This is a genomic window from Bacillus cereus G9842, assembly GCF_000021305.1.
Lineage (GTDB): Bacteria > Bacillota > Bacilli > Bacillales > Bacillaceae_G > Bacillus_A > Bacillus_A thuringiensis_S.
Window position 1 is genome coordinate 5,268,618 of sequence record NC_011772.1, and the last position, 21,781, is coordinate 5,290,398.

A 21,781-nucleotide genomic window follows, 5' to 3' on the forward strand; every position below is an offset into this window, starting at 1 on the left:
CCTTTTCCTCATACGTATGAACTAGTAATTGTTACACACTTCATCTAGAGATAAAGTGAAACTTTAATCAGTGGGGGTTTTGTTCATTCCCACTGATTATTAGTTGAACTAATCGGGCTTTTACGGGCAGTTTGATCTCCCACCCACCTTCTTTGCTCCAGCCCAATTTTAAGGTGGGAGTCTTACTGCCCGTTAATGCGGGATAAACCTCTTTCCACAAGGTATTCCAAAAAGAGAGGTGACACATAATGGGCGTTATTGCTTATAACGAAGAAGATGTAAAGTTATTAGCTAGACTGATGCGTGCTGAAGCCGAAGGAGAAGGACAACAGGGGATGTTGATGGTCGGGAACGTTGGGGTAAATCGTGTCCGTGGAAATTGTTTAGATTTTAAAAAAATACGTAATTTACGTCAAATGGTGTATCAAAATCCTGGTGGTTTTGAGGCAACACAAAAAGGGTATTTTTATCAACGTGCAAGGGAACAAGATATTGCTTTAGCAAGGCGAACGATTCAGGGACAACGCTTTTGGCCTGCAAATTTTTCCTTATGGTTTTTTAGACCTGAAGGCCCTTGTCCGTCAACTTGGTATAATCAACAAAACTCTGGTCGCTTCAAAAAGCACTGCTTCTTCCAGCCATCTGGCGAAGATTGTCCTAGCGTATATTAAGGATTGATAATAAGGAGGGATTTTTGAATGGCACAGCAACAAAACCCGTATTACGGAACTGGATTTTATCAACCATCTGGAACTTATGTACAACCGCAGCAAATGACTCCACAACAACAGCAACAACAGCAAGCAATGCAACAACAAGCGGCGCAAGCTCAATATGCCGTTTCTCAAGGCATGTTACCATTAGAACAATCCTATATTGAAAATATCCTTCGTTTAAACAAGGGTAAGCAAGCTACGGTTGTAATGACTTATGAACGTGGTAGCTCACTCGGTACCCAATCGTATACAGGTATTATCGAAGCAGCTGGTCGCGATCATATTGTAATTAGTGAGCCACAATCAGGGAAACGTTTTTTACTATTAATGATTTACTTAGATTATGTGGAATTCCCCGAAGAAATTACGTACTTACCTAGTCAACAAGCAACTTATGCTCCAAGACCATAAAAAAAGCTGGCATATGCCAGCTTTTGTTTTTTTATAAACCTTTTACAACTGCAGTTCCGACTAAAATCCATGCTACAATAAACGCTACGCCACCAAGAGGCGTAATTGGGCCAAAGAACTTAATACCTGTCGTACTTAATGCATACAAACTGCCTGAAAACATAATAATCCCAGCTACCATAAGCCAACCAGCAGTAGTTAAAAGTGATGATTGAACCTTATCCATCAATAAAGCAACTACGAATAGTCCACCTGCATGAAACATTTGATATGTAACACCTGTTTTCCAAACTTCTAACATTTTCGCAGAAATTTTATTTTCTAAACCGTGTGCTCCAAAGGCTCCTAACGCAACAGATAGCCCCGCTGCAATACAACCTAGTAAAAAGAAAATTTTCATCTTAATTCCCCTTTTTTACTTTTATCATAAGCAATTTTTTCATATAAGCCAAACGATTTAATCCTTAAAAATCAAATAAAGAATTACCATTTGCACCTTCTTCTTTAATATACACAGGTTCTCCAGAAACTGGCATAACTGGTTGAACTGTCTTTATAGGCTGCGATCCAATTACTTGCGATTGAATTTGCGGCTCCCTATACGTAGAAGATTCAACCTGTTCATCTAATAGTAAATCGCATAAAGCACGCACAACTAATAAATGATCTTTTGATTTTTGTCCTTCACTACTTTTTGCCTTTGCAATTTCATTCGCCATTTTATTTAAAATCTTATCGCTCGATATTTGCATTCCTTATCACCTCGTACTTTGTAGTTCTTTCTCAAATTGCTTCAGCTTCTCTACTAAACCAAATACTATTATCATATCATGTTCTTGCAGTTTTTCCTGCCCCGTTGGATTATGTATAATATCCCCATTTCTCAAAATCGCTAATATCGTTACATCAAACTGATTCCTCACATCACTCTCTAGTAACGATTTACCAACTAATATTGAATCTTTTCCAACTAATATTGAATCTTTTCCAACTAAAATTTCTTCAATGACAAATGACTGTTCTATCCCATACAGCACTGTATCAATATAATGAACTGTTAATGGATTCGCAATACCTTTTGCAATATGAATTCCTGCCATACTGGATGGATTAATAACTTTATTTGCACCCGCACGCCTTAATTTCTCTTCAGTTTCTGGCTTTTCAGATCTCGCCACAATTTTAATTGCATCGTTTAATCCTCTTGCTGTTAATGTAATAAATACATTTTCAGCATCATTTGCTACGATAGCAACTAAACCAGCCGCTTTTGAAATTCCAGCATGATGTAAAACTTGATCCTCCGTCGCATCTCCATGTATATACAAAAGCTTTCCCTTCTCTAATACACTTTCATCTTTATCGACAACAACAAATGGAATTTTCTTTTCTTGCAATTCATGTACAACTTGAAGCCCCACTCTACCGCAACCACATACTATAATATGATTTTTCAACTGCGCTATTTGTTTATCCATCTTCTTCCTCCGCACTGCATGAAATAAATTCCCTTCAATAATCATAGCTGCCACTACCCCAATTGCATACGTAACAATACCTACGCCAACAGGAATAATAAGGAGCGCAAATACTTTCCCCGCTTGCGTTACAGGAACAGCATCTCCGTATCCAACAGTCAATACAGTAATCATCGTCATCCAAAATGCTTGAAACAAACTAATCTCTTCAATTGTCATAAATCCTATCGTTCCTAGAATTACAACAAAAGTCATACATATAACTGCGATCCATAATTGCTTACGTGCATTCATACCGTATTTCAACTCTTTTCTCTATCTACAATCTTTGCCAGTGGAAATAAAATACGTATATACTAGATACGGAATCTATGAAAGAGGTTGATATAATGAAGACATTTCTTTCCGCCTTACAATGGGCACTATTTATTTTAGCTGGAAGCCTTATTGTACCAATTAGTGTCGCAACTAGTTATGGTCTTGATGGCGCTGAAGCTATCGCATTCGTACAAAGAACATTATTTGTTCTAGGCTTTGCTGGTCTCTTGCAAGCTATATTTGGGCATAAACTTCCTATTCAAGAAGGTCCTGCTGGACTTTGGTGGGGAATTTTCTCCCTTTACGCAAGTTTAGGCGTCGTATTATTTGGATCAAACAATGAGACACTTAAAGTTCTTCAATATGCTTTCCTATTAAGCGGTATTATTTGTATTATTCTTAGCGCTTTTGGACTTATTGATAAACTCGTTCGCTATTTTACACCGACAGTCATTGGAACATATTTATTTCTTCTTGTTGCGCAGCTTAGTGGCTCCTTCTTAAAGGGAATGTTTGGCCTTGATGGAAAACATACAGAAGTACAACCTAACGTATTTATTCTTTCACTCATTGTTATTTTACTATCCTTTTTCATCATGAAGCTACCTATTATTGGACAATATTCTGTTCTTTTCAGTATCGTATGCGGCTGGATATTATTCGCATGCTTCGGGTTATCAAATCCAGTAACGCCTGTGACAGATATAATCCGTTTTCCGTCTCTATTTGTTTTCGGAATGCCTCGTATTGAATGGAACATGGCAATTACGGTCGTTTTCGTTACACTATTACTTCTAACAAATATGTTAGCAAGTATTCGTGTTGTGCAAAGGATTGTCTCTAAGTATGAAAAGAATGCAGCACCAGATCGTTTTAAACAAGCTGGCATTATAACAGGAATCAACCAATTGCTAGGCGGCCTATTTTCAGCTATTGGGCCTGTCGCTATTTCTGGATCAGCAGGTTTTATTGCAACGACTAATATTTATAAACGTCTCCCGTTTATATTAGGGTCAAGCTTTATTATTGTCGTTAGTATATTTCCAAAGATCACTTCATTCTTTGCAGCAATCCCTGTTGCAGTTGGTTATGCCGCTATTTATCCTGTATTCGCAAGCATGATTGGCCTTGCCTTTCGAGAATACGAAACTGTCCAGGATAAAGAACGATTATTTAAAGTAGCCGGTCTTTCAATCTTCACAGGAGTCGGAGTTATGTTTGTTCCAGCAGGAGCATATTCCACACTTCCACCATTTCTAGCATCGTTTTTAAGTAACGGTCTCGTTCTTGGATCTGTAATGGCCATTTTGCTAGAAATACTATTTTCTCGTTCCACAGCAAAACAAATATCGTAAATTGGAAAACTTCCATTATTGCACTCTACCTTTAGAGTTGTTACGATAAAATCAAACTTGAATCATTGGGGTTTTATCCATCCCCAATGATTATTAACCGATATTATGAGCAACACACTCATAATGATTTATCTACTTCTTTTCAAAGAGGTTTGATGTCTTACTATTATTCCTCAACATCTTCATGAACATGTATTTTGATTTCAATTAAAGAAAGGAATTTTCTATATGACTTATAAAATGATTGTTTTAGATTTAGATGATACTTTATTACGTGATGACCATACTATTTCACCTCGTACGAAAGAAGCGTTAATGACTGCACAAGAGCAAGGGGTAAAGGTTGTACTTGCTTCTGGACGTCCAACGTTTGGTATGCGCAATGTAGCCAAAGAACTTCGCTTAGAAGAATACGGCAGTTTCATTCTATCTTTTAATGGCGCAAAAATTATTAACTGTAAAACAAACGAAGAAATCTTTAGTAGTACACTATCTCCTGAAATCGTTCACAACCTATTTGAAATTAGTAAAACTGAAGATGTATGGCTTCATACTTATATGGGCGATGATATCGTAACGGAAGAAAATAATCCTTATACTGAAATTGAGGGCGATATTACTGGTATGCCAATTGTTGTAGTAGATGACTTTAAAGCCGCAGTTAAAGAGCCTGTAGTAAAAGTATTAATGAATAAAGAAGCTGAACGCCTTGTTGAAGTTGAAAAGAAACTACAAAAACAACTAGAAGGCCAATTAAGCGTGATGCGTTCGAAACCATTCTTCTTAGAATTTACTGAAGCCGGTGTTACAAAAGGAACGAGCTTAAACAAACTGATTCAAAAGCTTGGCATTAAGCGTGAAGAAGTTATCGCAATGGGCGATAGCTATAACGACCAAGCAATGATTGAATTTGCTGGTCTTGGCGTTGCAATGGGCAATGCACCTGATGATATTAAAGAAATTGCAAATTACGTAACAGATACAAATATGAACGATGGTGTTGCAAAAGTTGTAGAGAAATTTGTTTTAAAAACGGATGTACTTGTTTAATATTTTCATTCACAAAACCTATTTGAAGTCAAATACTTCAAATAGGTTTTTATTTAAATTCTCATGCTTTTGTGACTATATTTTGAACTTTGCACTATTCTCGTAGTGTAAACTTTCTTTTTGTATATAATGAAACAAAATAGACTATTTTATTTTGAAAAAGAATACAAATTTACTATATACAAGCATACGTTAAAGGAGGCTACTTTATGTTATCTACACCAATCGGACGATTAAGAGCAATTGGACTAGTTGAGGGTATTTCTTTCCTATTACTATTATTTGTAGCAATGCCATTGAAATATTTCGCAGGATTTGCAACAGCTGTTAAAATTACAGGCATGGCTCATGGTGTTCTATTTATTCTATTCATCTTTGCAGTAATTCAAGTAACAATCGTACACCGTAAATCAATTTTATGGGCACTTGGAGCATTCGTTTCATCAGTTATCCCATTTGGTACTTTTGTACTAGATGCAAAATTAAAGAACGAGCAATAATAATAAAAAGGTAGTTAACGACTGTTAACTACCTTTTCTATTTATAAATTTGGAATTTCCCAATCAATTTCTCTTTCGCCCATATTAGCTAAAATCGTATTTACTTTAGAGTATGGCTTACTACCAAAGAAACCACGTCTTGCTGATAATGGACTTGGATGTACAGACTCGATAATATGATGATTCGGATTCGTAATTAACTTCTTCTTCGCCTGCGCATGGCGCCCCCACAATATGAAAATAACTGGCTTTTCACGTTCATTCAACAGTTGAATCACACGATCTGTGAAGTGCTCCCATCCTTTTCCCTTATGAGAATTTGCTTCACTTTGACGAACTGTTAATACGGTATTTAGTAGTAATACTCCTTGCTCCGCCCATTTTACTAAATAACCGTTATTCGGAATTTCATAACCATATTCATCTCGAAGCTCTTTATACATGTTTAACAATGATGGTGGTGTTTTAACACCAGGTTGTACAGAAAAGCTTAAACCATGCGCTTGATTCGGTCCATGATACGGATCTTGTCCTAAAATAACAACCTTTGTATTTTCATAACTTGTATACTGAAGAGCGTTAAAAATATCTTCCACCTTCGGATAAACAACATGCGTGCTGTATTCTTCTGTCAAAAAACTGGATAGAGTAAGATAATACTCTTTCTCAAATTCTGGTGCCAGTAATGGTCCCCAATCATTTCTTAAAACATTTTCCATGCTTTCACTTCCTGTCCAATTAATTCAACATATCCTGTTTTGTAAATACTAAGAACGAAATAATAAGAGAAACAACTGCCCAAACAGTTAAATTCATCAAAGAAAATCCCATTGATAAGCCTTGTAATGCAGGTAATTTTCCTGATAAATAATCCGTTAATGATAAATTCACGCTAAAAATATATTTCGCGCCTTCCCAAGATGTTGCGAATGAGCTTAAGATACCGCCTGCAATTAATGCAGCTAGCATAACGCCCATACCAGCTGGTGTATTACGAATTAAAACAGAGACCATAAATGATATAGTTCCGACAACGATAGCAACAAACCAGGCTAGTCCATACGCCATTAAGATGTATTGCCACTGCGGAATAAGGTGCACAAAGTTCGTATTTAACGTTTCCTTATCAATGACGAATCCTGTTAAAACAGGTAAATTCCATCCCGAGTATCCAAATACAAGCCCTGATAATATGTAAGCAAACAAACCTACAAGGAGCAGTATGAGCGAAATGAAAAATAACATCGTCACGTATTTACTAAGGAGTATTTTCCAGCGCCGAATCGGCCGCGTAAGTAACATCTTCATCGTCCCATCACTTCGTTCTCCAGAAACGATATCAATGGCGACAATCATTACGAGAAGCGGAATAAACAATGTAATTCCTTGTTCAATAAATGCTCTGACAAAAGTCGGTGCACCTGGCGCCATCGGATTAATATCATGATCTAAATAATATTGTTGTTGTTCAACTCTTACCTTTAACCAATCACGCCATTCTTCTGGCAATCTAGAATTATTCAACCGGTTCTGAGAATCAACAATTTGCTGTTGCAATGAAACCTTCCAATCAGTTGTACCGAGTCTTTTTTGTGTCGTTTCTATTTCGCGATACTGCGCATACACAAAAAGCGGGATTAAGATTGCTAAAATAAGCATAACAACAAAAATACGTTTCTTACGGTAAATCTTTTCTGATTCATTTAAAACTAGATTCGCAAATTCACGCATGCTGCTCACCCCTTGTGAGTTCAATAAATAAATCTTCTAGCGTAAATACAAGCTCCTTAACACTATGTACATCTATTTCATTTTCTACCAAGTGTTTATTCCAACTACTTATAGATGCAATATCCATGCGGCATAATAATCGCTCGCCTTCTACACTCACTTCTCTTACTTCTTCGGCTGCTTCTAACATATCTTTCGCCTTAGAAATTGGTGTAACAATCCATTCTACACGATCACTTGCTGTTTTAATTAATTCTTCAACCTTGGCAACTGTTATCATCTTTCCTTTATGAATAATAGCAACGCGATCGCATATCATTTGCACTTCACTTAGCAAGTGACTTGAAATAAACACGCTCATATTTTCTTCTTTTACAAGCTTATGTATAAATTCCCTAAGTTCTCTAATCCCTGCTGGATCTAAACCATTCGTTGGCTCATCTAATATGAGCAATTTTGGATTCCCAAGGAGCGCCTGCGCAATTCCAAGGCGTTGTTTCATACCAAGTGAGTACGTTTTTACCTTGTCATGAATTCTTTCATCTAAATGAACCATTTCAGCAATTTCAATAATACGTTCATCTGATATATCACCTAACATACGAGCAAATTGCTTTAAATTTTCCCATCCTGTTAAATATGTATACAACTCTGGGTTTTCAACGATACTCCCAATTTGACGCATCGCCTCTCTGAAATTGTCCTTAATCGAATAACCACCGATAGAAATCGTACCTTCTGTCGCCGTAATCAATCCGACTAACATTCGAATGGTAGTCGTCTTTCCAGCACCATTTGGTCCTAAGAACCCGAACACTTCTCCTTGCTTTACATCAAAGGAAATGTCCTCTACAAGAGTCTTCTTTCCAATTACCTTCTTCAAGTCTCGTACGGAAAGTATCGTCGTCATTTTACCCCTCCTTGTTCTAGTTTTAATTTACTTACAACATTTTGAACTAAACGTTCTGCCATATACGTATAACCTACTTCGTTCGGATGAAAATGATCAGAGTATAATAAATCTTTTCCGCGGTTTTGGAATAAATCAAATGTCGGTGTAATATACACATTTTTATCGTTTAGCGCTAACTTCTCTAAAGATGCATTCCAGTCCACAACAATGTTTGAAGACCCTTTTAAATCTTCTACATCTTCAAAAGGATTGTATAAACCAAGCCAAAAAATTGGACTATCTGTATTTAATTTACGAATTTCTTCTATAATTTTCTTTGCTTCATTTTGAAACGTTTCTGTGTCAGGACGATACGTATCTAAATCTATCTTCCCAAGCGATTCCCAGCCTGGGAACAAATCATTCCCACCAATCGTTAACACGATTACACCTGCTTGCTTAATTGAATATTGAGCGCCATTACTTTCAATTTGTTTTAATAAATCGGGCATTTTTGCACCACTAACTGCTAAATTTGTTAATGCAATTTTTTGCTTATAATCTTTTTGTAAATCCTCTTTCATTCGCCCAACATAGCCAATTCCTTCTTTATCACCAACGCCACGCGTTAATGAATCACCTAAACTAACGATTTGTAACGTTCCCGTTTTCTTTTTCTCTTTTGCCACTACATCGGTCTTTTTAATTAAATTTGAAGCTTTCGGATTTAATACATCATTTACACCTGAAACAAAGCCATATGCAAATAAACAGAAAGATGCAATTGTAATGAGTAGAATTACTTTTACTACTTTTGATCTCATATCAAAACCCCTTTTAGCCCTCATAGATTGTCCATAATTATACCAAACGAAATTTTGAAAAGCGATTTTCACACCTTCTCAATTATGTCGTTTCTCTATCTACTAACTCTGGTAATAACTCTATATGCTTCACATCTAATTTCTCTTCATTAATCTTTTCATATAATAATTCAAACGCTTTCAATCCAACGTTTTTACTAGAATGCGAAATCGTCGTTATACCCAATATATCTGCCACCTCTTGATCATCACACCCAATAATCGTAATATCCTCTGGAATACGAATTCCTTGTTTTTTTGCTTCTGTAACCATCCCCGCTGCAATATGGTTACAAGATACAAGGAACGCCGTCGGTTTTACTGACATATGAGCCCATTCTCTAATTACATTGCGTCCATCTTCCACTGTAAAACACCCCTCAAATTTCCAGGTCTCTAACGGTGTTACGATACTCTTTTGAAGCGAATCTTCATACGCCCTCTTTCGTCTTTGGCTATTAACGCTATTACTTCTTCCAATACAATATCCAATACTTGTATGACCGGCATCTATTAAGCTTTTCATCCCACGTGAAAATACTTTGTAGTAATCAATATGGACACTTGAAATGCATTTTGAATCTATTTCTTCACACATAACAATCGGGCCGAATTTCGTATATTCTTCAAGCTTCTCCTTACTATTTGCCCGAGAACAAATAATAACCCCATCAAGCTTTTTCATTTTTAACATATTTAAAATTTCTAGTTCTCTTTCTTCGCTATAATTTGTCTGGCAAAGCATCATATTATAATTATTCTTTGCCGTTTCTTTTGATATCCCCTCAATAATAGCGCTATAATATTGATCATTTACGTGTGGCAATAAAACGCCAATTACATTCGTTTTTCCTTTCACTAAATGAATTGCATTCACGTTTTGCGTGTAATTTAATTCTTCTATAATCGCTAAAATTTCTTTTCGTTTCTGTTCATTTACGTACGGATGATTATTTAGTACACGTGAAACAGTTGAAACAGATACTCCAGCAAGTTCAGCAATCTTTCTTATATTTGTCATCTCACTTTCCCCTTCTCACAAAAATTCTCTCTTGACCTGGTAAGCTTTCCACAATATATCCTTTCCTAGCAAATACATTTAGAAAGGATATACAACTATGCTTCGATTCAAATTAGAATATATATTTTTCATTGGCGGTTTACTCATTCTTGCCATCGGTATTAATATGATGACGACAATTACTTCCTTTGGACTTAGCCCTTATGATTCCTTCTTTATTGCACTATATCAAAATTTTGGGATAAGTATTGGTTTTTGGATTTTCATGATTAACTTTGCCTTTACACTTATCGTACTCTTTTGGAATAAAAAACAAATTACAATCGGTACAATTGTAACGATGGTTCTTATTTCTCTTTTTGTTGATTGGATTGGTTCCATTATAACTATTATGGACGCTATCCGCTCTCTTCCAAAATATATAACACTTATTTGCGGAAATCTATTCGTTGGAGCTGGAATTGGTCTTTACGTCTCTACAAACCTTTGCGCAGCGCCTCAAGAAGCTTTCGTTTTAACCGTTGCTGAGAAGAAAAAATGGACGTTTAGAAGAACAGAGATTTCATTAGCCTTTTTATTTTTAACTTTAAGCTTTTTATTAGATGGACCTATCTATTTTGGAACCATCATCTTATCCTTTACAACAGGCTGGATTATCCAAGCATTTATTCAAGTTGGTACACAGATTTTAAATAGAAAAGAACCTATTAAGCAAGCTGCTTAATAGGCTCTTTCTGTTTTATGGTAAGAGATACTACTTAGCATCCCCTTCAATTCGATAGTTCGCTTTCAAACAATCTATTTCTTCATACCCTTGCAACGTATGTAGAATATAATCATAATCAGCAAGAGATGCACGATGCGTTACAATTACAATTTCAGCCTTTCCTTTCTCTTCAAGCGGCATTTGAATAATTTTCTCAAAGCTAACTCCGCGCTCAGAGAACAATGAAGTAATTTTTGCAAATACACCAATTTCGTCTTTTACATGCAGTCTTAAAAACTTTTTCACGACTATTTCGTCTGGCTCTTTTAATACTTTTTGATACTGTGGGACTACAGCACTATTTCCTGTTACCCCTAATCTAATATTTTGCATTACAGCAACTAAATCCGAAACAACAGCTGTCGCTGTCGGTAAACTTCCTGCCCCTGGTCCATAAAACATCGTTTCCCCAACTGCTTCACCGTACACATACACAGCGTTATATTCATTTTGTACTGCCGCAAGAGGGTGTGTATTTGGAAGTAAAGTTGGTTCAACCGTAACCTCCAATTTTTCACCATCTCGTTTTGCAAGACCGATTAATTTAATTGTATAACCTAAGCTCTTACTGTATTCAATATCTTCCTCTGTAATAGAGGTAATTCCTTTTACGCTCACATCTCCAAGCTCTACATTTGTAGAGAAACCGAGAGTAGCTAAAATCGTCATTTTTCTTGCTGCATCTAAACCTTCTACATCTGATGTTGGATCTGCTTCTGCAAATCCAAGTTGTTGGGCTTCTTTTAACACGTCGTTATATGCTCTCCCTTCGTCTGACATTTTCGTCAAAATAAAATTTGTCGTTCCATTTACAATTCCCATGACTTTCGTAATAAGATCTGAAGAGAGTCCTTCTACAATACTGCGTAGAATTGGAATTCCCCCTGCCACACTCGCTTCATAGAAGAGATCAGTTTTATTATCTTTTGCTGTCGCTAATAATTCAGCTCCATGTAATGCCATTAAGTCTTTATTTGCAGTTACAACATGCTTTCCGCTTTTTAAAGCTTGTAAAATATATAATTTTGCATCATCAATGCCACCCATTACTTCGATGACAACATCAATATTTGGATTATCTAAAATTTCATTTGCATCTTGTGTTAATAGAGTAGAAGGTACCTCTACTTCTCTCTCTTTCTCAATGTTTTGCACTAATACTTTCGTTACCTTCACTGGACAACCTACTTGGTGTATGAGTCTTTCTTGATGATCCGTAATAATACGAACTACACCACTCCCAACTGTCCCAAGACCTAATAAACCAACTTGAATTTCTTTCATAGTACTGTCCACCCCTCAAAAATTGTGTTTAGATGAAATTATATGAATAAAAAATCTGAAAAACAATGTATTTCGAACATTCGGAAAAATAAAGGTTAATCTTTACAAGGAAAACGTTGCCACGTGTTACACAATCTTTCTTTACAATATATAAGGGGTTTCTTGATACACGTAATAATTCAACCAATTAGAAAACAATAAATTCCCATGACTCCTCCACCTAACAAGGGGCTTTTCATCTGGATTATTATGTTTAAAATAGTTTTTTGGCACATCAATATTTAATCCCTTGTCACGATCTCGTTCGTATTCTTGCTTTAACGTATCACAACTATATTCACTATGCCCAAGGGCAAACACTTGCCTTCCTTCTTGCCCAATGACCAGGTGAACACCCGCTTCCTCAGAATTTGCTAATAATGTTAATTCTGTCACCTCTCTAATATCACTCTCTCGTACTTCTGTATGACGAGAATGGGGAGCAAAAAACAATTCATCAAACCCTTGTAACAATTTCACATGTTGCTCGCAAACTTCATGTTCAAATACACCGAACATTTTTTCCTTAAGAGGATACTTTGGAACACCATAATGATAATACAAGCCAGCCTGTGCCCCCCAGCAAATATGGAGCGTAGATGTTACATTCGTTTTTGAATACTCCATAATACGTTTAAGCTCTTCCCAATAATCTACCTCTTCAAAAGAAAGAGTTTCAACTGGTGCTCCTGTTATAATGAGCCCGTCAAATTTTTCATTTTCAATATCACGAAATGTTTTATAAAAGCTCATTAAATGGTCCTGCGCTACATTGCGAGAGAAATGTGATTCCATATGAAGCAAATGAACATCTAATTGCAACGGTGTGTTGCCAATTAAACGAAGTAATTGCGCTTCTGTTTCTTGCTTTGTAGGCATTAAATTTAAGATAGCAATTTTCAATGCCCGAATATCTTGTGTTTCTGCTCGCTCCTTCGTCATTACAAATATATTTTCCTTCTGCAACACTTTGCGAGCTGGTAAATCTTTATCAATTATGATCGGCATGTTCTTTGCCTCCGACTAGCGCCGCTTCTAAATCTGCAATAATATCAGAAACATCTTCTATGCCAACAGATAAACGAATTAAATCTGATGTAACGCCAGCTAGACGCTGATCTTCAGCACTTAATTGTCTATGCGTTGTGCTAGCAGGATGTATAACGCAAGTTCGTGCATCCGCTACATGCGTTACAAGAGTTGCTAGTTTTACATTTGCGATAAATTCTTTCGCCGCTTCTAATCCGCCCTTAATGCCGAATGTTAAAACACCACTAGCACCTTTTTTCAAATACGTTTGTGCTAACGAGTAATTTTCATTGCTATCTAATCCAGGATAATTCACCCATTCAATACGTTCATGGTTAGCAAGCCACTTAGCAACTACGAGAGCATTTTCACTATGACGCTCCATTCTTAAATGCAGCGTTTCTAAGCCGATATTGCTAATATACGCATTGAATGGGCTCATACAGTTTCCGTAGTCCCTTAATAATTGAACACGCGCCTTCACAATATAAGCTGCTGCACCAAAATTTTGAACGTAACTTACGCCGTGATAACTTGGATCCGGTTCAACAAGTTCAGGATATTTCCCATTTGTCCAATCGAAGTTCCCTCCGTCAATGACAATGCCGCCTAAAGAGCTTGCATGACCATCAATATATTTCGTCGTAGAATGAACGATAATATTTGCTCCGTGCTCAAATGCTTGGCATAAATAAGGAGTTGCTAATGTATTATCCACGATAAAAGGCACTTCTAACTCTTTCGCTGCATCTGAAAATTCTTTAAAATTCAAAACGTTCATCGCTGGATTTCCTAATGATTCTGCATAAATGAGCTTCGTCTTATCGTTAGCAAGTGCCGCAATTTCATCTGCCGTTAAATTGGGATTAAAGAACGTAACATCAATGCCAAGCTTACGTAAACTCACCCCAAATAAATTAAACGTTCCCCCGTAAACAGTTGAAGAGCAAAGTAAATGGTCTCCACTACTACAAATATTTAAAACTGCGAGCATAATAGCCGCTTGCCCAGAAGCCGTTGCAACAGCTCCTACCCCGCCTTCTAAATCTGATAACTTCTGCTCAAATGCAGCTAGAGTAGGGTTTCCAATACGCGTATAAATATATCCTTCTGCCTCTAAGTTAAATAGGGCTGCTAAATCATCCGAAGTATCGTATTTATACGTTGTACTTTGATAAAGTGGTAAAACACGTGGTTCACCATTCTTTGGCGTATAGCCACCTTGCACACAAATCGTTCCTTTTCCCCATGATTCTCCCATCTCTCATTCTCCTTTCTTTTATACAAAATAAAAAACTGCCCCTTTCCTGAAAACAAGAAAGGAGCAGTTTGAAAACACGCTCTAAAGGCTCTTTCTTATCTCTCAGGATTACTACCTGCAGGATTTGGCACAATTCCGTTATACGGCTGTTGCCAAGGTTTCATCGGGCCTGTCCCTCCACCTTTTCTTGATAAGACTATGCAATTACCGTTGATTTTATAGCAATAATTTCCTAATGTCAAACAGTTTTTTCTGAATGTTCTAAAATAAACATTAACAATTTCATATAAAGCAACAAAAGAAATATATTCCATACTAACTCGAAAAAGACCTTTAGAAAAAATGATTCATGTAAAATAAACCCCAATCATCTATTTTCATTAAACAAACTGTTTTAATAGAGCGTATAATTCTTCAAAATTATGCACTTCATATGTCGGTATAATCCCACTATCATTTAATTTCCTTTCTGGATTAAACCAACAAGTATCAATTCCCGCTACATATCCACCTTTAATATCGGCACTTAATGAATCCCCAATAATCAGCCCTTCTTCAGGTGCAAAGTTAGGAATCCGTTCAAAAACATAATCAAAATACTCTTTCATCGGCTTTTGAAAACCTGTATCTTCCGAAACAAAAACATCTTTAAATAATGAATGTAACCCTGCATTACGCAAACGTTTATCTTGCGTCTTAGAAACACCATTTGTCACTATATACAACTCATACTCCCCTTGAATTTGATTTATAAATTCAAACGCACCTTGCATGAGTTGATTTCCTTCTTCTAAGTAGCTACGATAATTATTTTCGAATAATATACCGTCTACTTCTTCTCCATACTCTTTAAACAACATAGAGAATCGTTTATTTACAACTTCATTACGTGATAGTTCACCTTTTTCAAAAGCATTCCAAAGACCTTTATTTATTTTTTTATAACGAGCCCCTATCTCCTCTGTTAAAGGGATTCCCTTCTCTTCAAAAAGCACCTGTAAAGCTACTTTTTCAGCCTTTTGGAAATCTAATAATGTATCATCTACATCAAATAGCAATGTTTTATATTTTTTCATAAATTCATCACACTCTCTTTTCTACAAAAACAAATTTACATAAATCGTATCATTCCTTCTTGTAAAGATAATAGGAGATATCTCATACTATAAATAGGGGTGAAAATATGAAAATCAGCAAAAATGAAGAAGAAATTTATCAATACATGCGAATCCATCAATTCCATACCCTATTTTCATTTCATGTCTTGCCATATGTAGAGCTGCATTCTTTTCAAACGAAAGAGATGATATGTAGCGAAGGAAACGCCCTCCCTTATCTCTATTACTTAATTTCTGGGAAAGCAAAAATATATATGAATCATAAAAACGGGAAAGTTTCATTAATTAATTTTATTCAAGCACCATCTTTTATCGGGGAATTAGGATTAATAGGAGTAGAAAATATCACCAAGTCCGTTGAAGTACTAGAAGATTGTGTTTGTTTAGCACTTCCTCTTAAAGATTGTCAGCAACTTTTATTACAAGATGCAACGTTTTTACAGCACTTATGCAAATTTATTGGAGAAAAGACAATTACTCGCACTGAAAATTACGCAAAAAACTATAGTTATCCTTTCGAAAATCGATTAGCTGCTTTTATTTTATTAACAGAACAAAATAATTGTTATATAGAAAAGCATACTGAGGCTGCAGAATACTTAAATGTCAGCTATCGTCATCTTTTATATGTATTAAACCAATTTTGCCAACAAAATTATTTAAAAAAAGAAGGCCGAACATATTATATACAAGATCGAAATACATTAGAAAAGCTTGCTGACGAGCTGAAAATATAAAGAAACAGCATTAACATAAACGTTAATGCTGTTTCTTTGAGTGACGATTATAATTTAAATTAAAATTTACTTGCTACTTTAGCTGCTTCTTCAAGACCTGCAGCAATGATTTCTTCTGCTTTATCTGGGAATTGGTTATGTCCTTCAATAACTACTGTTTCCATGTTTGTTGCACCGAAGAAGCCCATCATGCTTACTACATATTTAACAGCCATTTCTACCTCAGCTGCTGGACCTTCTGAATATACGCCGCCGCGCGCGTTTAATAATGCAATCTTCTTATCTCCAATTAAACCAACTGGACCTTCTGGTGTATATTTGAACGTTTTACCAGCACGGTTTAAATAATCAATATATGTGTGTAACACTGCTGGAATCGTTAAGTTCCATAATGGGAAGCCGAAAACAATTTTATCAGCTTCTAGAAATTGATTTAAATACTTATCAGCAACTGCTACTGCTTTTGCCTCTTCTTCTGTTAAATCAAATCCTTTACCTGCCTTAAATGTACCATTGATCATGTCTACACCTACATATGGTAATTCTTCTTTATATAAATCAAGTTCTACTACTGTATCATTTGGGTGTGCTTCTTTATAGTTCGCTAAAAATGCCTCATATAATTTTACACTAACTGCTTGTTCCGCTGGACGGTTGTTTGCTTTAACAAATAAAACTGTTGCCATTATTTCTTCCTCCTAGTACTCACTCTTATGTTGTTATATGCTTTCAAAAAAGGTATCCCTTGTAATTGTTGTTTTGTTGCTTACAAACATATTTTATCTTTATATCAATACATTTTCGTCCTCACATAGACGTATTTTTCCATAAAAAAAGTCCACCTTCTAAAGGCGAACTAGGTCTTACGACTTTTGTCTTATACAATTCCATTTTTCACTGCATATAACGCCGCTTGCGTGCGATCAGATAAATTCAACTTACTCAAAATACTACTTACATGAGCTTTTACCGTTTTTTCTGTAATAACTAAAACAGAAGCGATCTCTTTATTACTCATCCCTTTCGCTAATAGCTGCAGCACTTCATTTTCTCTCGCCGTTAGCACATCCACTTGAATAGAAGGTTCTTCTTCCTTTTCTTCCACAGGTAGTGTTTGAGAGAGAAGAGTATTTGCTATATCCGGATGTAATTGAATATTACCTTTATATGCGCTTCGAATAGCTTCAACAAGCTGATCCGGTTCTACATCTTTTAAAATATACCCACTTGCCCCCGCCCTTAACGCTGGTAAAACATGCGCCTGATCAGAAAAGCTAGTTAATACAATTACTTTCACATTCGGATATTCTTTTTTGATGCACGCCGTCGCCTCGACACCATCCATTTCGGGCATATATAAATCCATTAATACAACATCTGGATTCGTCTCCCCTACTTTCACTAACGCTTCTTTCCCATTATTTGCTTCTCCAACTAACGTTAAATCTTCCTGTGTACTTAAGAAAAATGCTAATCCTTTTAAAACGACTGTATGATCATCGACTAACAATACTTTTATTTTCACAAACTTCCCTCATTTTCACATCATAATGGTACATTTACTTTTACGCTCGTTCGCTTCTTACTACTTACAATTTTAATTGTTCCACCAACTAATTCTACTCTTTCACGCATCGTAGTCATGCCGAGTGATTTCTTCTCTTTTATGTCCTTTTCTACAAAGCCGTTTCCTTGATCGAATATTTCTAATGATACATTCTTCTCTGTCACTTTGAAATAAATCGTTGATTCTCTGACATTCGCATGTTTACTTACGTTATTCAAAGCTTCTTGTCCAATTCTCCATAACGCTTCCTCTACTACACGCGGTAAATCACGAACACCTGTAACTTGTTCCCGAATTTTCAGTCCCAAGTTTTCACCGTACTGCTTTAAAGCTGGTAATAAACCTTTTTCTAATCCTGCCGGACGAAGCTGCCAAATTAATGTTCTCATTTCCTTTAAAGCTCCTTGCGCTAGTTCCCGCATCTCATGCAAAGATTGGTCAACCTTTTCATTTTGACCTTTTAAAACGGCCTCAGCCCCTTTTGTCATAAAGGTTAATGAAAATAATTTTTGCGAAACAGAATCATGTAAATCCCTTGCTAATCGGTTTCTTTCTTCCAGTCGTACGAGTTCACGGCGCTGTTCGTTTAACCTTAGATTCTCTATTATTAATGAAACGTGATTCGATAATGCTTGAATTATATCTATTGTATTAACATCAAATTCTCCATTATTCAAACTAACACATAAAACACCAAATATATGATTTTGAATATGTATTGGCGTAGCAATAACAACTCCATTTACACGTTTTAATAGAGCTAGCTCACCTTGTTCTAACGCCTTCTTTGCCGCTTCTTTTACATCCTCTTGTAACTCTTCCTGCCCATAAGAAGCTCGCAAAGATAACTCTATTTCTTCCCTAATAAAAAACGCCACTTGATTCCACTGAAATACTTCACCTACGTGATTTACCACCTTTTCAGATAATACATTAAACTTATGAATCGTTTTTAAAGCTTGAATAAACCGCTCCAATTTCACATAGTAATGTGCTCTTCGCTTTTCATTTTCATATAATTTTGTTCGCTTTAAAGCCGTCCCGATTTGGAAAGCAACTGATTGGAGCAATACTAATTCTTCTTCCGAAAAATGTGTTTTACCTGGGCTAGCTACATTTAAAACACCAAATTTCTCTCCTCCAGCCTTTAAAGGAACCGTAGCATGATGAAGAATTCCTTCTGTATCTCCCCAATTATATTCAATTGCATTATTAATTCTTTTACATTCAATAATATTAACGGCTCTCTCTAATTTCCCATCTACGAAGCCGCGTAAACACCAACACTCACCTTCACACATCGGGCGTTTATTTTCATATTTAAGTGCCTCTGGTAACTGGTAATCGATCACCTTCGTATACTTCCCATTTTCATCCGCAAGAAAAATCCAGCCTGTCGTTAAACCTGTTACACTGAGCAATTTTTCTAGTACTGCTTGCAATACATGATATGTATCATTTGATGTATTTAATGTTTCTGCAATTTCCTTTAATATAACTAATTCATTTGTACGATTATCTCGAAACATACTCAGTCTCCTGCATACAAGATTTTAAATAGCTCTTAAAATAAATCATCTACTTTTCACTTTGTACTTATTCGTAACATTGATATAATGGTGAAAACATAGTTTTCATTATATCACTTGAGGGGGCTTTCATAATGACATTAAATAAAGCACTTACTATCGCTGGTTCTGACACAAGTGGCGGTGCTGGTATACAAGCAGATTTAAAAACATTCCAAGAACTTGGCGTATACGGAATGACATCTCTTACAACAATCGTAACGATGGATCCACATAACGGTTGGGCACATAACGTATTTCCAATCCCAGCTTCTACATTAAAACCACAATTAGAAACAACAATTGAAGGTGTTGGCGTAGACGCTTTAAAAACAGGTATGCTTGGATCAGTAGAAATTATTGAAATGGTTGCAGAAACAATCGAAAAGCACAATTTCAAAAATGTAGTAGTTGACCCTGTTATGGTATGTAAAGGTGCAGATGAAGCATTACATCCTGAAACGAACGATTGCTTACGTGACGTTCTTGTGCCAAAGGCATTAGTTGTAACACCAAACTTATTTGAAGCTTACCAATTAAGCGGTGTGAAAATTAATTCTCTTGAGGACATGAAAGAAGCAGCGAAGAAAATCCACGCTTTAGGTGCCAAATACGTACTAATTAAAGGTGGAAGCAAACTTGGTACGGAAACTGCAATCGACGTCCTATATGATGGAGAAACATTCGATCTTCTAGAATCAGAAAAAATCGATACAACCAATACACACGGTGCAGGTTGTACATATTCTGCTGCAATTACAGCAGAACTTGCAAAAGGAAAACCTGTGAAAGAAGCAGTAAAAACTGCTAAAGAATTCATCACAGCTGCTATTCGTTACTCATTCAAAATTAACGAATACGTAGGTCCAACTCACCATGGTGCATATCGTAAATTCGTTGTATCAAAAGAACTTGTCTAATATATAAATAAAAACACTCACAAGGTTCATACATTGCCTCTGTGAGTGTTTTTTATAAGCTTTATGTCTTCTGGTCATCTTATCTTTAAGATGCAGAGCTGACCTTATTTCTACCATTTCGTTTCGAGTAGTATAACGCATCATCCGCCGCTTGAATAAATTGCTCTGATGACCCTTCATATTCTGAAACCCCTACCGAAACCGTAATTTTTATTTTTGTTCCATCTAACAATTGAAATGGGTGACTTTCAACAGCTATACAAATTTGCTCGCCCATACGAATTCCGTAAGCTAATCCCTTATTCGGTATCAAAAGCGCAAACTCCTCTCCACCCTTTCGAAAAGCCAAATCTGGAAATTGTGAAGTTTCTCGTAAAATACATCCTACTTGTTTTAACACTTCGTCCCCTGCAGGATGCCCGTACGTATCATTTACATACTTAAAGTGGTCAATATCTATAAGTAGTAAACAAAGCGAATCATTTTTCATGTTCTTATTACTAATATGACGATTCATCTCTAAATCAAACTGTCTTACGTTTCCTAGACCTGTCAATGCGTCTACCGTTGCGTATTGCTTCATCGTTTGGAATAACTCATTGGATTGTAAAACGTAATTTGCACTTATGAATGTTATGTAGCCTGTAATAATACTAGAAATTAAATATAATCCTACTATGTTAATATCTTTAATTAACCATATATATAGTGAGGGGATTAGAATAGATAAAATATATGTATGTAACCATGCCCACTTTTCTCCTAGAGAGATATTTAGACGCGAAATAAAGATACTACCTACTCCTATCGCAATAATTGTATAAAAAGCTACTTGAGAAGCTAATGAATAATCCATAAATAATAACCTAGTTACTAAAATCATACTAACAGCTATAGTACTCGCTATCGGGCCTCCAATTATAACAGCTAAAATAACAGCTAAGTAGCGCAAATCCAATAGGATGGTACCAACATGAACACCGAAATACATTAGTAATATACCTAATATTCCAGTAAGAATACCTACTACACATTTCTGCCAAAGAGAAAACTCTTCTTTTAACGGCCTATCTCTTAAAAGCTGACCTCCAACAAAAATAAAGGAAAGAATAATTGTTGTATTTACAAATAAGTCCCTTAACATAAAATAATCTCCC

The 21,781-nt window shown here is 36.0% G+C and carries 24 protein-coding genes and 1 riboswitch; of the genes, 8 read left to right on the forward strand and 16 right to left on the reverse strand.

Translation table 11 applies throughout. The annotated features are described in order from the left end of the window. The first annotated feature begins 248 nt into the window (after positions 1-248). The gene (gene cwlJ / locus BCG9842_RS26675) at positions 249-671 is read left to right on the forward strand and encodes a cell wall hydrolase CwlJ (RefSeq protein ID WP_000538164.1); all 423 of its coding nucleotides are present in this window, start codon (positions 249-251) and stop codon (positions 669-671) included. 27 nt (positions 672-698) lie between these two features. Beyond that, complete coding sequence (gene gerQ / locus BCG9842_RS26680; protein ID WP_000068647.1) at positions 699-1,127, forward strand: spore coat protein GerQ; 429 nt, start codon at positions 699-701, stop codon at positions 1,125-1,127. A 31-nt stretch (positions 1,128-1,158) separates the two neighbouring features. Here the strand turns inward: gerQ and BCG9842_RS26685 are convergent, their stop codons facing one another. From BCG9842_RS26685 to BCG9842_RS26695, 3 genes are all read right to left on the reverse strand, one after another. Beyond that, positions 1,159-1,527 (reverse strand): DUF423 domain-containing protein, encoded by a 369-nt coding sequence (locus BCG9842_RS26685; RefSeq protein ID WP_000688315.1) that lies wholly within the window; start codon positions 1,525-1,527, stop codon positions 1,159-1,161. 64 nt (positions 1,528-1,591) lie between these two features. Continuing rightward, positions 1,592-1,879, reverse strand: a complete 288-nt coding sequence (locus BCG9842_RS26690; RefSeq protein WP_001167339.1) for a YwdI family protein — start codon at positions 1,877-1,879, stop codon at positions 1,592-1,594. Positions 1,880-1,885: 6 nt separating this feature from the next. After that, positions 1,886-2,899: a potassium channel family protein gene (locus tag BCG9842_RS26695; protein ID WP_000993977.1), complete on the reverse strand. Its 1,014-nt coding sequence runs from the start codon at positions 2,897-2,899 to the stop codon at positions 1,886-1,888. A 95-nt stretch (positions 2,900-2,994) separates the two neighbouring features. On the opposite strand from BCG9842_RS26695, the gene BCG9842_RS26700 reads away from it, so the two are divergent. The 3 genes from BCG9842_RS26700 (at position 2,995) to BCG9842_RS26710 (ending at position 5,828) form a co-directional block, all read left to right on the forward strand. Next, on the forward strand, positions 2,995-4,278 hold the full coding sequence (locus tag BCG9842_RS26700) for a purine/pyrimidine permease (protein ID WP_000847020.1): 1,284 nt from the start codon (positions 2,995-2,997) through the stop codon (positions 4,276-4,278). Between the two features lie 228 nt (positions 4,279-4,506). Then, complete coding sequence (locus BCG9842_RS26705; protein WP_000221388.1) at positions 4,507-5,328, forward strand: Cof-type HAD-IIB family hydrolase; 822 nt, start codon at positions 4,507-4,509, stop codon at positions 5,326-5,328. A 209-nt stretch (positions 5,329-5,537) separates the two neighbouring features. Next, positions 5,538-5,828 (forward strand): DUF3817 domain-containing protein, encoded by a 291-nt coding sequence (locus tag BCG9842_RS26710; protein WP_000953395.1) that lies wholly within the window; start codon positions 5,538-5,540, stop codon positions 5,826-5,828. Positions 5,829-5,869: 41 nt separating this feature from the next. Here BCG9842_RS26710 and BCG9842_RS26715 read toward each other — a convergent pair whose 3' ends face one another. From BCG9842_RS26715 to BCG9842_RS26735, 5 genes are read right to left on the reverse strand one after another with little or no spacing between them, the layout of a single operon-like run. Beyond that, complete coding sequence (locus BCG9842_RS26715; RefSeq protein WP_000432545.1) at positions 5,870-6,547, reverse strand: uracil-DNA glycosylase; 678 nt, start codon at positions 6,545-6,547, stop codon at positions 5,870-5,872. 19 nt (positions 6,548-6,566) lie between these two features. Beyond that, on the reverse strand, positions 6,567-7,559 hold the full coding sequence (locus BCG9842_RS26720) for an ABC transporter permease subunit (RefSeq protein ID WP_001206482.1): 993 nt from the start codon (positions 7,557-7,559) through the stop codon (positions 6,567-6,569). Next, a complete protein-coding gene (locus BCG9842_RS26725; RefSeq protein WP_000207706.1) occupies positions 7,552-8,469 on the reverse strand; it encodes an ABC transporter ATP-binding protein in 918 nt (305 codons plus the stop codon). The genes BCG9842_RS26720 and BCG9842_RS26725 overlap by 8 nt, the downstream gene beginning before the upstream one ends. Next, positions 8,466-9,347, reverse strand: coding sequence for an SGNH/GDSL hydrolase family protein (locus BCG9842_RS26730; protein ID WP_141526672.1), 882 nt, complete (start codon positions 9,345-9,347; stop codon positions 8,466-8,468). Before BCG9842_RS26730 ends, BCG9842_RS26725 begins: the two co-directional genes overlap by 4 nt. 10 nt (positions 9,348-9,357) lie before the next feature. Next, positions 9,358-10,335 (reverse strand): LacI family DNA-binding transcriptional regulator, encoded by a 978-nt coding sequence (locus BCG9842_RS26735; RefSeq protein ID WP_000181962.1) that lies wholly within the window; start codon positions 10,333-10,335, stop codon positions 9,358-9,360. Between the two features lie 97 nt (positions 10,336-10,432). Between BCG9842_RS26735 and BCG9842_RS26740 the strand changes: the two genes are divergently transcribed. Further along, positions 10,433-11,059: a YczE/YyaS/YitT family protein gene (locus tag BCG9842_RS26740; protein WP_000943409.1), complete on the forward strand. Its 627-nt coding sequence runs from the start codon at positions 10,433-10,435 to the stop codon at positions 11,057-11,059. Positions 11,060-11,089: 30 nt separating this feature from the next. On the opposite strand, the gene BCG9842_RS26745 is transcribed toward BCG9842_RS26740, so the two are convergent. From BCG9842_RS26745 to BCG9842_RS26760, 4 genes are all read right to left on the reverse strand, one after another. Next, positions 11,090-12,385: a homoserine dehydrogenase gene (locus tag BCG9842_RS26745; RefSeq protein ID WP_000659106.1), complete on the reverse strand. Its 1,296-nt coding sequence runs from the start codon at positions 12,383-12,385 to the stop codon at positions 11,090-11,092. A 141-nt stretch (positions 12,386-12,526) separates the two neighbouring features. Then, positions 12,527-13,432 (reverse strand): homoserine O-acetyltransferase MetA, encoded by a 906-nt coding sequence (gene metA, locus BCG9842_RS26750; RefSeq protein WP_001121543.1) that lies wholly within the window; start codon positions 13,430-13,432, stop codon positions 12,527-12,529. Beyond that, complete coding sequence (locus BCG9842_RS26755; protein WP_000504772.1) at positions 13,416-14,714, reverse strand: bifunctional O-acetylhomoserine aminocarboxypropyltransferase/cysteine synthase; 1,299 nt, start codon at positions 14,712-14,714, stop codon at positions 13,416-13,418. The genes metA and BCG9842_RS26755 overlap by 17 nt, the downstream gene beginning before the upstream one ends. Positions 14,715-14,806: 92 nt before the next feature. After that, a riboswitch (SAM riboswitch) is annotated at positions 14,807-14,911 on the reverse strand. A gap of 183 nt (positions 14,912-15,094) precedes the next feature. Further along, positions 15,095-15,790: a YjjG family noncanonical pyrimidine nucleotidase gene (locus tag BCG9842_RS26760; protein ID WP_000760178.1), complete on the reverse strand. Its 696-nt coding sequence runs from the start codon at positions 15,788-15,790 to the stop codon at positions 15,095-15,097. 107 nt (positions 15,791-15,897) lie between these two features. On the opposite strand from BCG9842_RS26760, the gene BCG9842_RS26765 reads away from it, so the two are divergent. After that, entirely contained in the window at positions 15,898-16,569 is a 672-nt protein-coding gene (locus BCG9842_RS26765; protein ID WP_000703316.1) for a transcriptional regulator YeiL, read from the forward strand. A gap of 59 nt (positions 16,570-16,628) precedes the next feature. Here BCG9842_RS26765 and BCG9842_RS26770 read toward each other — a convergent pair whose 3' ends face one another. The 3 genes from BCG9842_RS26770 to BCG9842_RS26780 all read right to left on the reverse strand — a co-directional run bounded on the left by BCG9842_RS26770 (position 16,629) and on the right by BCG9842_RS26780 (position 19,665). Beyond that, positions 16,629-17,255, reverse strand: a complete 627-nt coding sequence (locus BCG9842_RS26770; RefSeq protein WP_000246720.1) for an FMN-dependent NADH-azoreductase — start codon at positions 17,253-17,255, stop codon at positions 16,629-16,631. A gap of 191 nt (positions 17,256-17,446) precedes the next feature. Next, the gene (locus BCG9842_RS26775; RefSeq protein ID WP_000695816.1) at positions 17,447-18,094 is read right to left on the reverse strand and encodes a response regulator; all 648 of its coding nucleotides are present in this window, start codon (positions 18,092-18,094) and stop codon (positions 17,447-17,449) included. Positions 18,095-18,114: 20 nt separating this feature from the next. Further along, the gene (locus BCG9842_RS26780; RefSeq protein ID WP_000488149.1) at positions 18,115-19,665 is read right to left on the reverse strand and encodes a GAF domain-containing sensor histidine kinase; all 1,551 of its coding nucleotides are present in this window, start codon (positions 19,663-19,665) and stop codon (positions 18,115-18,117) included. Positions 19,666-19,799: 134 nt separating this feature from the next. Here BCG9842_RS26780 and pdxK point away from each other — a divergent pair, with 134 nt between their 5' ends. After that, on the forward strand, positions 19,800-20,624 hold the full coding sequence (pdxK, locus tag BCG9842_RS26785; RefSeq protein ID WP_000174252.1) for a pyridoxine/pyridoxal/pyridoxamine kinase: 825 nt from the start codon (positions 19,800-19,802) through the stop codon (positions 20,622-20,624). A gap of 85 nt (positions 20,625-20,709) precedes the next feature. Here the strand turns inward: pdxK and BCG9842_RS26790 are convergent, their stop codons facing one another. Beyond that, positions 20,710-21,768 carry a GGDEF domain-containing protein gene (locus tag BCG9842_RS26790; RefSeq protein ID WP_000942920.1) on the reverse strand — a complete coding sequence of 353 codons (1,059 nt, stop codon included), beginning with the start codon at positions 21,766-21,768 and terminating at the stop codon, positions 20,710-20,712. Positions 21,769-21,781 lie beyond the last annotated feature (13 nt).